Raw genomic sequence first — 14,747 nt, forward strand, 5'->3', positions numbered from 1 at the left:
CGAGGGCCAGGGGCCAGATCACCCGGCTCAAGCTCGTCAAACGCCAAATGTACGGCCGCGGCAAGATCGATCTTCTCCAAGCCCGTCTGATCGGCGCGCAWTGACCCAAAGCGTCAGCAGAACTGCGTCAGACCCAAACTTGCACGCCGAAACACAGTCTCGGCCGGGAAACGCCTCTCGACGCCTGGAAGCGCCTGGCTCGCGAATGCTCGGTCCGCCCTGCCCCCAGCCCCAGCGAAGCGCGCAATGTCTTCGGCATCCGCACCGCCCGCCGGATCAGCGGACGCGGGGTGCGTTTCCTTGGCCTGCATTACCAGTCCCGGGACGTCCAGGAGCTTCGGCGGACGATCAATCAGCGCGAGGCTCAGATCCGCGTCGACCCGCAGGATCTCGGGGAAATCTCGATCCAGACCAAGGCGGGCTGGGTTTCGGTCAAGTGCGTCGAGGACTTTGCCAAGGGCGTGAGCGCGGACGAATGGATCGCGGCCAACACCCGGCTGCGCCAGCGCTTCGCCGCGCAGGCGGCCATCGCCCGTCCCGCGCTCATCGAGGCGATCGTGGCGATCCGCGAAATCGCTCGCAACGCGCACCGGTCTGCGAAGCTGAAGCCGACCGTCATCACGGAAAGCGATTTCAAGACGGCCGAACAGAACCTGCTCCGCACTTTCCGGATCCGGGAAGAGGCCGCGCCCCCCGCAACCGATGACGACGTGCTCGGCGTCGCCGGTGATGGCGATTTCACCGATTCCGCCCTCGGCCATGACGACCCCGGCGAGAGCGACGAGCAGGACGATGACTTCGCCGACGACGGCGACATGGATTTGGAGGACTGACCATGACGGATTCCTTTGAGGACATCGACGACGATTTTCCCGACGACGACATCGCGCTCTCCCAGCACTCCGCTGCCGAGCAGCGCGCACGCCGCCTCGCCGCACTCGAGCGGCTGCATCGCGGCTATCTGCGGTCGGCGCGCGACACCGCCCTGGAGGCCGAGTTCGAGCGCCTGATCGACACGTCGTCGCTCATGCTCAACGGTCGCCGCGCCGAAGGGCGCGCGCTCGTCCTTGTCGGCGAAAGCGGCGCGGGGAAAAGCCAAGCCCTCCGCAGGATCATCGAAGGTCGACGTGAGCTGCTGCCGGAGAACCTGCCTATCGGCAGGTCGATGCCGATCGTGTCGATCACCGCGCCCTCCCCCTGTACTCTGAAGCAGCTCGGCGTCGAGCTGCTGCGGGTGCTCGGCTATCCGATCGAGCGGGACGTCCGCGAAAACGTCGCGTGGAACAGGGTTCGCGAGCAGCTTCGCCTTCGCAAGGTCCGGATCGTGCACATCGATGAAGCGCAGCATGCCGTGCACCTCATGAATGAACCCGATATTCAGAAGCTGAGCGACACGTTCAAGAACGTCATGCAACAACCGGATTGGCCGGTCTGCCTGGTTCTGTCCGGCCTCCCTTCTCTCGTTCAATTCGCCCACCGCGACGTCCAGCTCGGAAGGCGCTGCCGCTTCTACAGCTTCGATGCCGTGACCTTCCCCCGGGGCGTCAAGCGCCTGCGCTACATCGTCGACAAGATCGCGACGAACGGCGCTTGCCTTCCGACGGAAGGGCTGGACAGCGACGAGTTCCTCGCTCGCCTCTGCCGGGCGGCAGAGGGACAGTTTGGTCGCATCGTGCAGATCTGCCGCTCGGCCGCGGAAGAGGCCATCGTTTCTCAGTCGCGCAGCCTCAGCTCGGAGCACTTTGCGCTCGCGATCCGCGCGGCAACCGGCTGCGCCGACGACGCCAACATTTTCTTGGTCCGTGACTGGGAATTCGTGCCGACGGGGATCGCCGTGCCCGCCCCGGCCGACTCCACCGCAGACGTTCCCGACCAGTCTGAAACCCGCAAAAGGAGGGCGAAATGAACATGCACCATCAACTCGCGATGAATCTCCCTCTCGGCCAGGCTGAGACGCCAACCAGCTTTGCGTCGCGCCTTGCGGCTCTCCATGGCTGCCCGTCGCTCCGTGACTTCTGCCACGACATGAACTTCGATGTGTACGATCTCGCACATGGCAAGCCGGAAGGGCTGAGCCGCCTCGAGCGATTGGGCGACCTGCCGGAGGGGGCCCTCTCTCCCTACGCCCTGGTTCGCACCAGGGATGATTTCTTCCTGAACGGTCAGACGCTGCGCAAGGCGAGCTTGCGGCGCGAGCGGATTCACGTATGCCCCGCCTGCCTTCAGGAGGATGCCGCGCAGCATGGTGGGCCGCCGGCCTTGCGGATGTTCGCCCGGGCCGCTTGGTCACTCGCGTCGGTTCGGTCCTGCTCGAGGCATGGGATTGCCCTCGTCTGCCTTGAGGGGACCCGCGCCGGAGTTCGCGCTTACGACTTCGCCCGCGCGATCGTTGAAACCGCTCCGGATCTTGATCAATTGGTTGAAACCGCACCGGCTCTGCCGGAGACCCCTCTGGAGCGCTATCTGCTGGAGCGGCTCTGGGCGAAGGACCGCGAGCCGACAGCGTCAGCGGACGACCTGCCCTGGTACGCGGCGGCGCGCATCAGCGAGATGCTCGGAGCCGTAGCCCTGTTCGGTCCTCGCTTTCGCGCAGAAGCGATGTCGGCCAGCGAATGGTCGAAGGCCGGCGGTGCGGGCTATGAGATCTTGATCGGCGGAGCCGCGACGTTCGTCGATCTGATCGATGACCTGCGGAGGGCGTCAACGGCTCATGACTGGGGCCTGCGGGCCACATATGGCCGCTTCTACGAGTGGCTCGCTCACGAGGACGACGATCCGGTCTACGATCGCTTTCGGACGATCTTTCGAGAACGCTGCATCGAGACGATGCCGCTGGGGCCCGGCGATGTCATCTTCGGCGAACCCGTCGCCGTTCGGCGGATCCACTCGATCCGGTCTGCCTGGCGTGAAACCGGATGTCATCCGAAGCGCCTCCGTAAGCTCCTTTGGAAGCTGGGCGTGATCAACGATGACGATCTGGCTCTGACGGACGACCGCATCGTTTTTCCTGCCGAGCTCGCGGCCGACTGGCTGGGCGAAGCGGCGAGTTCAATGTCACTCAAGGCGGCCGGTGAATACCTGAACGCACCCCGGGTACAGATCCGCATGCTCTTCGAGCAGGGCTTCATCGAGCCGTTCGTGGAGGGCGGGAACGAGACGGTCCACACTCACGCGTTTTCCCGTGCCGAACTCGACACCTTCCTCTCCCGCTTGCTGGATGGCGCGGAACCCGTCGCAGTGCTCTCGTCCGACCAAGCGAACCTTCCCGATGCCGGACGGCACGCTTGCTGCTCAGCGGCCGAGATCGTGAAGCTGATCTTGGACGGCAGGTTGCGATGGGTGGGCAAGCTGGAAGGCGAGACCGGCTATCTCTCGGCCATCGTCAACGTCGACGAGGTCAGGAGCTGCGTCCGCCTCGATGACCATGGTGGCATTTCCCTCAGGCAGGTCGAGAAGCGTCTCCTGACGGGGACGAACGCGGTGAAGGCCCTCCTCCGTGATGGCCACCTGCCCGCCCGGGAAGCAATCAACCCGACGAACCGATGCCCGCAGACGATCGTTATGCCCGGCGACCTTGCTGATTTTCAGTCGACCTTCGTCAGCCTGAGCCAGCTTGCGAAAGACCGCGGAGTGGCGTCGCGCGGGCTGATGCGGATTCTGCGCGAAGCCGGTGTCGGGTTCGCCTTCGATCCCGATATCCTCGAGGGGCACTTCTACCGTCGCGCCGATTTGCCGACCTAGCCGTTCGCACTCTGCTCAAGAAGCCAATGCCCCGAGGGACCTCCCTCGGGGCATTTTTCGTTTCGGCGTCGCGCCAGGCTCCCGAGTGTCCCTGAAACTGCGGCAGGCTGTTGCGTCAATCGCGGTATCGCCGTTGTCATGGTCTAGAAATTCATCAATGATTTCAAAGTCGATTTTCCATTTTGCGGCAAACTATGGGTGCAGGCACACTCCCCGCTGACGAACGGGCGAGCGGCGCTCTAAGCTCTTTCCTATTGTTCAGGACGAGACCGGGCGGATCAAACCCGGCTAGAGCCCGGAGATTCCGCACCTGGCGCGAAACCGAATGGAGACAAAGCCGATCGATGGCGTCAGGCTCGGTTGAAACATCCTCACATTCCGCAGGAAGTCCTGACTAGGAGTGTGAATGGATCGATCTGGAATGCCTCTTCAAGAGATTCCCCGAATAATCTCAGCCACTTTTCCTGCAGTTCGAAGGCCTTCGCCTCCCGCGCAGCATCACACTCAAATTTGGTCTGTTGTGCCTCTTGAAAGTGATGAACCAACTCGTGAACAAGAACGGACAAATCCGCTGCCGTTGCGCCGCTCCACGCCTCTTCGAGGTAGATGATTTTCTCGCGAGCGTCGTAGATTGAGATGATGCTCGGCCGCCCCCGCTGCTGCACGAGCTCGGACGCATATTGCTTGAGACGCAATGCTGCGACCTGGCTATTCGGTTTGAATACGAGCCTAGGCAAGGCGGCGGGCACCGGTTGCCTCAGCTTCGCACCGACCCAGATTGCAAGAGCCTCCAGCAGCGGTCCTTCCGGATCGGGTTGCCTCTCACCGATGACGATCTCGAAGCCTGAGCCTAGGCGCAGGCGTTCGATCGTCTCGTCGCGTGCCTGCGCTTCAAAGATCACGGCAACCATGAGCAACGCGGCAACCGCGACCGAACGCTGACTGATGAACTTCATGGCATTCGTCCGCAGCAAATGCCGTCAATTGCGAACTGCCCGTCGACACCGCCACATGCTCGGCTTGGGCAAAGCCGGCGGTTTCGTAAGGTAACATGGCTCGCTGGGGAACCCTATTGACTTGTGCCCCTGGTTCGTCATCCAAGCAAACGCCCTCGGCTCCTCTGTGCCAGGCGACTGGTCGGCTGGTCGGCGTTCGGCGGCGGAAGCCTTGCTCACGGAATGTCCGCTCTCCGGCAGAGAGCCAACGTCCGCCCTCGTGAAGGGTCTCAGATGCGGGCCCTTGCGCAGCGTTGATGGCGAGCCTCGTGGGCCCGCGTCTGAGAGCCTCCTGGGGGGGAACCCGCGGTCCGGGGCCGTGCTATGGGTATTTCGGGGCGCGGCGTGGTCTGCGGGATCGTGCGAGGCGCGGGACGGCGGCGCGATGCTCCGATCGAGATGCCCGGGGCCGGGCTGCTGGCTGGGCATGAATGGATCCGGGACCGCCGCAATCTCCCTTTCCGCCATCGGGCCGAACAGGATCGCCCGCTCTCTGGCAGAGACCGGCATTGCTTCCTCAGGTTGCCGCCGCGGCGCCATCGCCATGAGGTGTCGATCCTGACGGCGACGATGCTTCGCGGGGCCGCGCCCGGCGCGAAGCGCTCGACGAGGCTCATGCGGCCACCTCACCATGGGCATGCGATCCGGTGTTGACGTAGGATGCCAGACCGAACGGAAGGCCGTTCGCACGCGAGATAACGTCCTCAAAATCCTCGAACGGCAACACCACCGCTATCGGCCCGAAGGGCTCCTCCTTCATCAGGCGGATGTCTTCCGTTTCTCCAGCCACGATTGTGGGCGCGAAGAAGAAGCCGCGATTGCTCGTCCGCTCGCCGCCGAGCGCGATGGTGGCGCCTTTCTGGCGCGCGTCCTCGACCAGCGTCTCCATCTCGTTCAGCCTGCGCTCATGGCAAAGCGGACCCATCTGGGTTCCGTCCTCGAAGCCGGCTCCGACACGTGTCTTCGCCATCGCCATGCCGTCGACAAGCTGCGACAGAAAGCGGTCATGCACCTTGCGTTGCACATAAAACCGTGTCGGCGAGATGCAGACCTGCCCGGCATTCCGAACTTTCTGCGCAGCCAAAACGGCCGCGGCCGCGGCCACCCAACTCCATCGTCGTGCGTTTCATGTACTGGCCGGCCCGCGCAGCCAGTTGCTTGCCCACCGCGACCGAGCCGGTGAAGGAGATCTTCTTGACCAGCGGATGCCGGATCAGCACGTCCGAGATGGCCGCCGGCTCGCCCCAGACGATGTTCAGTACCTGCCTCACGCGAAGTGGCCCCTGGCCAGGCGATGCAGCACCACTCATTGCGAAATGTCGCTCACGGACCGACTTACGACATAGGCGCAGCCAAGCGATTAAGGATCGCCGTTGCGGCGCGAAGGACGTCGCGCTCTTCGGCAGAGAGACGACGTTGTATCAAACCAGCGATATGCGATGTGCGCGATCGCCTCTCCTCCACGAGTGCGTCACGGCCAACGGAGGACACTGACACCAATCGGCTGCGGCGATCGGATGGATCGAATTCTAGGGTCACCAGCCCGGCCTCTTGCAACTGCGCAACGACGATCCGCATCGTTTGGTGGGTGACACCGCGCGTCTCCGCTAGTTTCGCGACGTTCATCGGTCCGAGCCGGCCGAGCATGTCGAGTGTCTCAGACTGCGCCGATTTCCTGGTTCCGGCCCCCTGACGGATTGCGCGAACAAAGCTACCGACGCTTCGCCGCAATTCTTCCGCTAACCGGTGTGCCTCGGTCTCGCTCACCGCATCATTCCCACAGTTTTCAATCCGTCCTCGCCTGCTTCAGACTGGAGAGCACTGCTGGAAGGTTATTGATGCCCCAGTGCTCGGCATAGCGGCCGTCTTCGACACGCACGATGTCAATAACCTCGATGCTGACCTCTTTGCCTGTCGCCAAGACGCCCAGCAGCGGACCGACATGCGTGCCTGAGATGGTCTTGCGCGTGGTCACCTTGTCGCCCTCAGCAACCTGATCGTGGATCGTGACGGAAAGTCCCGCCAATGCCGGGCGCAGTATGTTCTGGAAGGTGTTCCACATGCTCTCTGGCCCGTTCGGAGAGCCCGGAGGCGCGGAGCGGTTTATGAAGGCAGGCGCGATCAGTGCTTCAAAAACCTGACGATCCCCACCCATTATCACCTGCTCGTTGAAGCGCCGCACCACAGTCTTTGCATAATCCAGCAACATGCGATCCTCCTGCATGTCATAATTATACAGATATACTGTATAATCGCAATAGGCTGGGGACGCCGGTTTGCCCGGCCAACGACAAAGGTCATTTTTCGCGACAGTGATCCCGCCATACGCGACATCGGCAATGGATTTGCAGCTATTTCAGCGCCTCCCATGTGAAGGCCGCGTATGAGGAAGCGTGAACGGTGCGGACCGCATCGCCCTGATGACGAGACCGGTCTGGACTGGACTACCTGATCGAGTGGAAGATTCCTCACCAGGTGCGCATTACCATGGACCCGCACTCGCGCCGCGTGCGCACTAGCTTTCGCAACGAGGCTCATGCTTGGGCCTTTCAAGCCCAGTTCGGCGGCGAGCGGCACGATTGGTAGGAGTACTGCCCGCCGCGTACAACGGAGAGGACGCGGCGGGCGGCACTGAGTCGCGCTTTTCGTCCAGGAAACGCCATGACGTTACGTCATTTTCGTGAACGAACGCCGAACCCCGCTGCGGCGCGGTCAAAGGGTGTCGCTTCGGCCTGGTCCTGACATACGCGCCTTCCGGCAACGTCCATTCCGGCTCGGGCGACTTCTCATCGCCAACCCGAAGCGCCATCGAGGTGTGGATTCACCGCCCGACGCTGGGGGATCCCATCAGCTTCGGGCTGAGCGGCGCATGATCCATACCTACGATCCGCCAATCAACAGGCAGAAGCCTGTCCCCGCTTGGAGCGCTCGCACTGCTTGGCTCGATCGCGGGTCAATTCGCGCGCTGACGCTCGCATACCCCCCGGCCCGGCTGCGGTGCGGGCCGGTTATTTGAACTTGCTGCTGGGGCGCTTCTCTATGTCCTTGACGGTCTTCGCGAGCGCATCCTTCGTCAGCTGCCGCATCTTCGCGTTTTGCTCGTCGACGACCTTTTGCATCGCTGGCGTAAGCGGCCCAGCTATTATTCTGGCTAGCTGATGTTCGGGGGTCTCGTCTGCCATCGATTCCTCCCAGATGCCCTAGCGGAGCGCACGCTGGACGCGTGGTCAAGGGGCGAAGCGGAAGGGGGGCGCGCCCTCATCGCCGCTGACCTGATGACGGGCTCTCTTACAATGACGGAAAAAGGCCTCTTCCTGACTGAAATGTACATTTCACGAGCACGCGCGCTCGCCATGTCGCCGGACTATATGCCGCTCGACGAAGTGACGTCCGCTCTCGACCCTCAGCTCGTGGGCGAAGTGCTGGACACCATGCGGCTGCTTTGCTCCGAAGGGACGACGATTGAGCACGATGTCGAAGACATAGCCCAGTGTGCCGATGTCGAAGCGCGAGATTGCCGAGCGAATACCGCCGTTCGATAAGCGAGGCTCGCCGAGCGAAGTCGACCGAACTCAAGTGAAGCGCGGCCGCCATGATAGGCAGGCGTTTTGCGCGGGGCCAACCTCGATGTCCGGAGATATACGCGCGCGGTCCCGAATGGATCGCGACAACCGCGTCGGATCGAGTTCCAGACGAAGGTCAACACAGCAATACGGACGGGCACCTGTAGCGAGCTTCATTTGCAAATCAGGTCGCTATCCCGGTTGGGCGCAAACGGAGATCGGCCTCATCTGGAGGTTCGTGCCTATAGGAGGCCGGTGGAGGCAGCCAGCAACACCGCTTGCGACAGAGTTCTTGCGCCCAGCCGCTCCATGACATGTGCACGGTGAGTTTCCACTGTCCGGGGGCTAATGCCCAGACGTCGTGCGATTTCCTTGTTCGTCTCGCCAGCTACCAAGCCGAGCATAACCTCTCGCTCGCGATGCGTCATTTGGGCAACGTGCGTCCGAGCAAGCTTTGTTGCGCGACCGGCATCTCGCAGGACCTACATGGCGGATGACGCCTTCCGTATCGGCGAATACATCCAGGCCGGACAACTCAAGGGGACGGTGGAGAGCATCTCACTTCGATCCGTCCGCCTCCGCCACCAGCACGGCCAGGTGCATACGGTTCCGTTCGGCCAGCTCGGCTCCGTGACGAACAGCAGCCGCGACTGGCTGATGGTCAAATTCAATTTGCGCCTGGCACGCGATGTCGATCCCGAGGTGGTGCGCAAGACCGTCAAGAAGATCGGCGAAGAGCTGCTGGCCGATCCGGAGTTCGCGCCCGAATTCCTCGAACCGCTCAAGATGCAGGGTGTCGTCGACATTCAGGAGGCGGCTCTTGTGGTGCGCTTCAAATTCACGGTTCGGCCGGGAAAACCAACCGTGATCCAGCGAGAGGCCTTGAAGAGGATCGTAAAAGTGTTCGGCGAGCGCGGCATCGCCTTTGCGTCGCACTCGGTGGTGGTGCATGGCGCAACGGGTCATGCGGATGCCGCCGCCGGAGCAGTGGCAGCTACGACGCAGGGCTTTGGCACGATGCCGCGATCTGAGTCTGGCTCAACGGTCGTCGATAGAGACTGATCTTGGTGCGGCTGGAGGCGCCCGAGAAGCTCAGTACGTATCCGGCCGCGGCCCGACGCAGGCAGCGCCCCAGCCAGCCGCAAGGCAATTTCGCCCGATCTGCGCACGCCGCCCAATCCGGCGGCTCGGTTGCTTCATGGTGAAAGCGGGCGGTCGTGGGCCATTTCAACGTTCGAGACATATGGTTACGGGCATGTCGGTCGTGACGACACGCACGCCGCCGGCTCACCGCCGCGGATGTAGTGTCTCAACCCATCCCGTATTGCTTCCATCACGGCGCTGATCCGTGGGATTGAGCGAAGGTCCTCGTGCGTGACAATCCAGGTCTCCAGGTCGAAGGTGGCGTCGTCAGGGAATAGGCGAACGAGAGCGCCGTCACGTGCCGCGAGCGGCACCTGGCACAAGCCGTAGCCGACGCCTGCCCGGATCGCTGCGAGATGCGCCAGATGATTGTCACTGCGAAAGACGGTTCTAGCCATCGCGAGCGGCGAGCCGGCAGCACGTAATGCTTTCAAGATGGCATCGTCATGCTCAAGCCCGATCAGGCCGGTCGCGATCACATCGGCGAGGTCGCGTGGCCATCCGGTCCGGTCCAGATAGTCGCGGTGAGCGTGCAAGCCGATCGCGATGGCCCCAATGCGACGGGCGACCAGGCCGTCCTGCGCCGTCGGCGCCATCCGCACGGCGATATCGGCCTCTCGCCGCAGCACGTCCTCGTTGCGGTTACTCGGGCTTAACGCGATGACCAGCTCCGGATAGGCCTCGCGCAACCGGGCGACGATAGGTGGCAGCACCTCAATCGCGATCACCTCACTGGCGGAGACCCGCACCACGCCGGCTATCTCACGGGCTGAGCCGGATGCGGTGCGCAGCAGGGCTTCTGCTGCATGGCTCATCGCCTCGGCATGGCCAAAGAGCGTCAAAGCGGTCTCCGTTGGCGTCAGGCCTGTAGGAGTTCGGGTGAAAAGTGCCGTGCCGACCTGGCGCTCCAACGCCTCGATCCTGTGTCGTACAGTCGGTTGAGCAAGCGCGAGTGCGCGGGCTCCACCCGTCAAACTGCCTTCTCGAAACACGGCGAGAAAGGCTTGCACGTCATCCCAGCTCATCAAACTATGATAGGCTGACCGTCAAAGTTCGGCAATTTCCTTCCGACCTCAGACAGCGCATCTCTCTTCCGGAACTCGAAGGGAGATGACCCATGCGGAAGGCTTTGGTACTCGGCGCAAGCGGCGGGATCGGCGGCGAGACGGCACGGGCCCTGATCGCCCACGGTTGGGAGGTGCGCGGCCTCAGCCGCACGCCCCGTCACGGCGACGGGATCGACTGGCGGGTCGGCGACGCGCTGGATCCGGCCACCGTTCTCGCGGCCGCCGAGGATGTCGAGGCCATCGTGCATGCCGTAAACCCGCCCGGCTATCGTGACTGGGACAAGTTGGTCATGCCGATGCTCGACAACAGCATCGCCGCCGCCCTCGCCAACGGCGCGCGGCTGACCCTGCCGGGCACGATCTACAACTATGATCCGGCCGAAATGCCGGTCGCCTATCCGGATGCGCCGCAGCGGCCCCAGACCCGCAAGGGTGCGATCCGGCGCGAGATGGAGGAACGGATGCGGAGGACGCCGGGGCTGCGAGCGCTCATTCTGCGCGCTGGCGACTTCTTCGGACCTCGACCCGGCAACAGTTGGCTCTCGCAGGGGATGATCCAGCCCGGCAAGCCGGTCAATCGCGTGATGACACCCTCGCGCCGCGGTGCCGGGCACGCCTGGGCCTATCTGCCGGACGTTGCGGAGACCTTCGCGCGGCTTCTCCATCGGCAGGACATGCTGCCGCCCTTCGCGCGTTACCACTTCGCGGGGTACTGGGATGCCGACGGCCGCTCCTTCGCTCGGGCGGTACTTCGCGCAGCAGGGAGGACTTCGGCGCGGATCTGGCCCTTCCCGTGGCCAGTGCTTCCCATCGCGGGCCTGTTCGATGTCACGATGCGCGAACTGTTCGAGATGCGCCCCTTCTGGACACACGGCGTGCGCCTCGACAACCAGAGCCTCATCGAGACGATCGGCCCCGAGCCGCACACGCCACTTGAAGACGCTCTTCGCACAACACTGGTGGCTGTAGGCTGCCTTTCGGAGGCATTGGCTGGTCCGCGCTGACGTCCGGTTTCGGGCAGCATGCCAACGTCTACTCCTGGCGCGCTCCGTCAGGATTTGTCGCCGCGTGGGGAATGAAGGGTGCCCAGAGAGCCGAATGATGTCTTGGCTCGAAAGGAGCCATCGCTCATTGCGCGATGTGTCGAGTCGTCGGGAGATTCCCGACGCAGGTTCGCGGCAAAACCTTCGCCGCCCTCAGGGCGACCGAATAAAAAGCCCTGGCCGATTGGACAGCCCATGCCCTTCAACAGCACTCGCTGAGCTTCCGTCTCTACGCCCTCCGCTACGACGGTGAGTCCAAGGGCGCGCCCCAAGTCAATGATGGCCCGGACGATGACCGTCTTCGAAGGGCTGGCGGTCAGGCCTCCGACAAAGCTCCGGTCGATCTTGATCTCGGTCACAGGAAACGCCTCAAGGGACCGAAGGTTGGAATATCCGGTCCCGAAATCATCGACGGAGAGGCCGACGCCGAGATTCCGCAGCCGGCGGAACGCCTCCAGCACGCCGGGCGTGTCATTGAGAAACATACTTTCGGTGATTTCGAGTGTCAGCAAGTCCGGCCGGACGCCGGACTGTCGTAAAACACGGTCGACAACTTCCGCCATGTCGCGATGCAAAAACTCGGTCGCGGACACATTCACGGAAAAGCGCAGCGGTTTATCCCGGTGTTCGTTGATCCTGCGCGCAAAGGCGGCAACGGCGGCAAGCCCACGTTCGCCGAGGTCGAGCAACACGCCGCTGCGCTCCGCCGCTTCGATGAATCGGCCTGGCGGGACGATACCAAACAGGGGGTGATTCCACCTTATCAAGGCTTCCGCACCTACGTATTGGCCTGTCGCGAGATCGACCTGGGGCTGGAAGTGATGGATGAACTCATCCTTTGCGAGAGAGGCTCTCAACTCGCGGGTCATTCGGACCCGATTGCGCGCCTCCTCTTCATCGGCGTGCTGAAACCGGCGAGGCCCGCTCAGCGGAGCTGCCTTTGCCGCGTGCAGCGCTGCGCCGGCATTCCGGATCAAGGTGATCAAGTTGCCGTCGGGTTGGCCGAGCGCATAGCCGATGGCGAAACGCAGGGAAACATGTGCCCCAGGGATCACAAAATCGGGGGCGAGAGCGGCCCAAACCTCGGCCACGATCGGTGGCCCGCTGGCCTCATCGGTCAGTTCGAAGGCCAGGACGAATTCGTTGGCGCCGATCCGAGCGACCAGAGCAGCCCCGGTCCCGCGCAGCCGGCGGCCGGTTTCCATCAGCAGGGCGTCCCCGACGTCATAGCCGTACCCGGCGTTGATGTCGTGGAAGCCGATGATGTCGCACTTCACGAACAGCACTGGGCCGGCACATGTCGCGAAGTGCCTTTCTACGCTAACGATGAACGACTGACGGTTGAGGCAGCCTGTTGCAACGTCGAGGTTTGCAGCGCGATCGAGGGCGATCTCTGTCTGGCGCGTCGCCGACACGTCGCGAAGAATACCAAGGTAGAGCAGTTCGCCACCGACGGTGAAAGGTCTAAGGCTGAGGTTGTTCCAGAAGACCGACCCGTCTTTACGATGATTGCGAAGCGTGACGTCCACCGGTTCGGTGGCCCTGATGGCCTCTCCGATGCGGGCGACTTCCGGTTGATGGCGTTCATTGCCCTGTAGATACCGGCAATCCTTCCCGAGCACTTCGTGACGCGCATACCCCGTTAGACGTTCGAAGGCCCGGTTGACGTAGAGAAGCGGTCCGTTCCCCCCGGAAACCCGGGCGATCGCCACACCGTCGGAGAATTCCTCGACGAGCGGCGGCAGAATCGAGCGGAGCAGCGCGTCCGAGCCGAGATCCCCATTCCCAGCGCAGGGTCCCGGCGCGAACTTCATGAACTCCAACGGCTTCAGTCCCTTGAACTCCTTCATACCCAAGCAATGGCGCTGTTGCCCGTAGCCGGGCAATCCGCGGGCACGGCGGTTTCGAGACAACCGTCAGCCGATTTCGGACATAGTGGGTCTCGACCCGTCTCCAGATGTCCGGAACCGATCGCGGTAGTCCGAGGGCATCGCTCCGAGATGCGCAAGAAAGGCGCGACGCATCGCCCGCGCCGAGCCGAAACCGCATTTCGCGGCGATAGAATCGATCGATAATCGGCTGCCTTCGAGCAGAAAGCGCGCGACATCGATCCGTGTGAGATCGACATACTCGGCCGGCGAGGTTCCCACTTCCTGGGTGAAGACCCGCGTGAAGTTGCGCGGGCTCATTGCCGCGATCTTCGCCAAGGCGTTGACGGACAGATCAGCAGCCGGGTGGTTCAGGATGTACTGCAGGACCTTGTAGAGGCGACTGCGGTCGACACCTTGCGCCGCCAGATGCATGCTGAATTGAGACTGATCCCCCGGCCTCTTCAGAAACACAACCAGACGGCGGGCGACATAAAGCGCAACGTCCCGGCCAAGATCCTCTTCGACGAGCGAAAGGCCGAGATCGATCGCCGCGCTCGATCCGGCGGACGTGACCATGGGGCCATCCCGGATGAAGACCCGGTCTCCGTCCACCTTCGCTTCTGGGAAGCGTTGGGCGAGGAGAGGCGCATACTGCCAGTGCGTTGCGACGTGGCGTCCGCCGAGAAGTCCTGCGTCACCAAGCAGGAAAGCTCCCGTGCAGACCGAGCCGTAACGTCGCGTCTGCGGGGCTGCGCGTGAGAGCCAGTCGATCATGCCCTTGCCGGGGGCATTGGGTATGCCCACGCTTCCAGCCACAAGAAGGGTGTCGGGATCCTTCGGACACATAAGGTAGTCTGAGTCGGGCAAAACTCTCAGTCCCGACCCGCAGCGGAGCGGGCGGTTTTCTTCCGCAACGATACCGACCTCGTAGAAACCTTCGGCAACACGCGCGTTCGCTTCGGCAAACACGTCCATCAAGCCCGCGAGTTCCAGCGAGTGAACGTCGGAAGGCGCGAAGATGATGACCCGCACGTGGATATTCCTCGAGAAGCGCTGACTGGGATATGGCGATATGCCAGCCCGCAGCAGCCAGTCGGTCTACGTGGTGGCTTCTGACGCATGCTGCGATGGCGCCGGCCAATTCCGGCTAAGCGGGGCTGCTCAAGAAAATCAGAGGCCCCCCCGCGATTGACACTCACGTACGCAGGTGATCATCCTCTTGCCGTCATGCTGTCATCCTCTCAGGAATTGTCGCTTTCGGCAAACTTGGAATGGTGGCTTTGCTGCGGCTGTGAAATCCTGATTCAGTCGTCCTAACGGAGGG

Annotated in this window: 13 protein-coding genes and 2 pseudogenes; 6 read left to right on the forward strand and 9 right to left on the reverse strand. The window is 62.9% G+C overall.

Translation table 11 applies throughout. From position 1 onward, the window contains the following. Positions 1–257: 257 nt before the first annotated feature. The 3 genes from AC1DDA_RS24930 to AC1DDA_RS24940 are packed head-to-tail and all read left to right on the forward strand — an operon-like array spanning position 258 to position 3,741. Positions 258–833 (forward strand): Mu transposase C-terminal domain-containing protein, encoded by a 576-nt coding sequence (locus AC1DDA_RS24930; RefSeq protein WP_476797836.1) that lies wholly within the window; start codon positions 258–260, stop codon positions 831–833. A 2-nt stretch (positions 834–835) separates the two neighbouring features. Further along, on the forward strand, positions 836–1,906 hold the full coding sequence (locus AC1DDA_RS24935) for a TniB family NTP-binding protein (protein ID WP_476797796.1): 1,071 nt from the start codon (positions 836–838) through the stop codon (positions 1,904–1,906). Continuing rightward, positions 1,903–3,741, forward strand: a complete 1,839-nt coding sequence (locus AC1DDA_RS24940) for a TniQ family protein (protein WP_476797797.1) — start codon at positions 1,903–1,905, stop codon at positions 3,739–3,741. The genes AC1DDA_RS24935 and AC1DDA_RS24940 overlap by 4 nt, the downstream gene beginning before the upstream one ends. A 371-nt stretch (positions 3,742–4,112) precedes the next feature. Here the strand turns inward: AC1DDA_RS24940 and AC1DDA_RS24945 are convergent, their stop codons facing one another. The 5 genes and pseudogenes from AC1DDA_RS24945 to AC1DDA_RS24965 all read right to left on the reverse strand — a co-directional run bounded on the left by AC1DDA_RS24945 (position 4,113) and on the right by AC1DDA_RS24965 (position 7,918). Beyond that, complete coding sequence (locus tag AC1DDA_RS24945) at positions 4,113–4,697, reverse strand: DUF6647 family protein (protein WP_476797798.1); 585 nt, start codon at positions 4,695–4,697, stop codon at positions 4,113–4,115. 652 nt (positions 4,698–5,349) lie between these two features. Continuing rightward, positions 5,350–6,046, reverse strand: a pseudogene (locus tag AC1DDA_RS24950) (aldehyde dehydrogenase family protein). Between the two features lie 25 nt (positions 6,047–6,071). Next, complete coding sequence (locus tag AC1DDA_RS24955; protein ID WP_476797799.1) at positions 6,072–6,503, reverse strand: MarR family winged helix-turn-helix transcriptional regulator; 432 nt, start codon at positions 6,501–6,503, stop codon at positions 6,072–6,074. Positions 6,504–6,522: 19 nt separating this feature from the next. Next, positions 6,523–6,945, reverse strand: coding sequence for an ester cyclase (locus AC1DDA_RS24960; protein ID WP_476797800.1), 423 nt, complete (start codon positions 6,943–6,945; stop codon positions 6,523–6,525). A 799-nt stretch (positions 6,946–7,744) separates the two neighbouring features. Continuing rightward, positions 7,745–7,918 (reverse strand): hypothetical protein, encoded by a 174-nt coding sequence (locus AC1DDA_RS24965; RefSeq protein WP_476797801.1) that lies wholly within the window; start codon positions 7,916–7,918, stop codon positions 7,745–7,747. Positions 7,919–8,074: 156 nt separating this feature from the next. Between AC1DDA_RS24965 and glnQ the strand changes: the two are divergent. Continuing rightward, positions 8,075–8,174 (forward strand): annotated as a pseudogene (gene glnQ, locus AC1DDA_RS24970) (glutamine ABC transporter ATP-binding protein GlnQ); the annotation flags it as partial. Between the two features lie 367 nt (positions 8,175–8,541). Here the strand turns inward: glnQ and AC1DDA_RS24975 are convergent. After that, entirely contained in the window at positions 8,542–8,727 is a 186-nt protein-coding gene (locus AC1DDA_RS24975; RefSeq protein ID WP_476797802.1) for a response regulator transcription factor, read from the reverse strand. 58 nt (positions 8,728–8,785) lie between these two features. Between AC1DDA_RS24975 and AC1DDA_RS24980 the strand changes: the two genes are divergently transcribed. Further along, positions 8,786–9,361 (forward strand): mechanosensitive ion channel family protein, encoded by a 576-nt coding sequence (locus AC1DDA_RS24980; protein WP_476797803.1) that lies wholly within the window; start codon positions 8,786–8,788, stop codon positions 9,359–9,361. 185 nt (positions 9,362–9,546) lie between these two features. On the opposite strand, the gene AC1DDA_RS24985 is transcribed toward AC1DDA_RS24980, so the two are convergent. Beyond that, on the reverse strand, positions 9,547–10,467 hold the full coding sequence (locus AC1DDA_RS24985; RefSeq protein WP_476797804.1) for a LysR family transcriptional regulator: 921 nt from the start codon (positions 10,465–10,467) through the stop codon (positions 9,547–9,549). Positions 10,468–10,559: 92 nt separating this feature from the next. Here AC1DDA_RS24985 and AC1DDA_RS24990 point away from each other — a divergent pair, with 92 nt between their 5' ends. After that, a complete protein-coding gene (locus tag AC1DDA_RS24990; RefSeq protein WP_476797805.1) occupies positions 10,560–11,513 on the forward strand; it encodes an NAD-dependent epimerase/dehydratase family protein in 954 nt (317 codons plus the stop codon). 47 nt (positions 11,514–11,560) lie between these two features. On the opposite strand, the gene AC1DDA_RS24995 is transcribed toward AC1DDA_RS24990, so the two are convergent. Together AC1DDA_RS24995 and AC1DDA_RS25000 are read right to left on the reverse strand one after the other, a co-directional pair. Then, complete coding sequence (locus AC1DDA_RS24995) at positions 11,561–13,402, reverse strand: putative bifunctional diguanylate cyclase/phosphodiesterase (protein ID WP_476797806.1); 1,842 nt, start codon at positions 13,400–13,402, stop codon at positions 11,561–11,563. Positions 13,403–13,468: 66 nt separating this feature from the next. After that, positions 13,469–14,455: a GlxA family transcriptional regulator gene (locus AC1DDA_RS25000; RefSeq protein WP_476797807.1), complete on the reverse strand. Its 987-nt coding sequence runs from the start codon at positions 14,453–14,455 to the stop codon at positions 13,469–13,471. Positions 14,456–14,747: the final 292 nt, after the last annotated feature.

The organism is Allobosea sp. 10N428 (genome assembly GCF_056394545.1).

Excerpts from the sequence above, each read along its gene's own strand:
- AC1DDA_RS24935 (WP_476797796.1), top strand. The coding sequence starts at position 836 with ATGACGGATTCCTTTGAGGACATCGACGACGATTTTCCCGACGACGAC.
- AC1DDA_RS24940 (WP_476797797.1), top strand. The coding sequence starts at position 1,903 with ATGAACATGCACCATCAACTCGCGATGAATCTCCCTCTCGGCCAGGCT.
- AC1DDA_RS24945 (WP_476797798.1), bottom strand. The coding sequence starts at position 4,697 with ATGAAGTTCATCAGTCAGCGTTCGGTCGCGGTTGCCGCGTTGCTCATG.
- AC1DDA_RS24960 (WP_476797800.1), bottom strand. The coding sequence starts at position 6,945 with ATGTTGCTGGATTATGCAAAGACTGTGGTGCGGCGCTTCAACGAGCAG.
- AC1DDA_RS24965 (WP_476797801.1), bottom strand. The coding sequence starts at position 7,918 with ATGGCAGACGAGACCCCCGAACATCAGCTAGCCAGAATAATAGCTGGG.
- AC1DDA_RS24975 (WP_476797802.1), bottom strand. The coding sequence starts at position 8,727 with ATGACGCATCGCGAGCGAGAGGTTATGCTCGGCTTGGTAGCTGGCGAG.
- AC1DDA_RS24980 (WP_476797803.1), top strand. The coding sequence starts at position 8,786 with ATGGCGGATGACGCCTTCCGTATCGGCGAATACATCCAGGCCGGACAA.
- AC1DDA_RS24985 (WP_476797804.1), bottom strand. The coding sequence starts at position 10,467 with ATGAGCTGGGATGACGTGCAAGCCTTTCTCGCCGTGTTTCGAGAAGGC.
- AC1DDA_RS24990 (WP_476797805.1), top strand. The coding sequence starts at position 10,560 with ATGCGGAAGGCTTTGGTACTCGGCGCAAGCGGCGGGATCGGCGGCGAG.
- AC1DDA_RS24995 (WP_476797806.1), bottom strand. The coding sequence starts at position 13,402 with ATGAAGGAGTTCAAGGGACTGAAGCCGTTGGAGTTCATGAAGTTCGCG.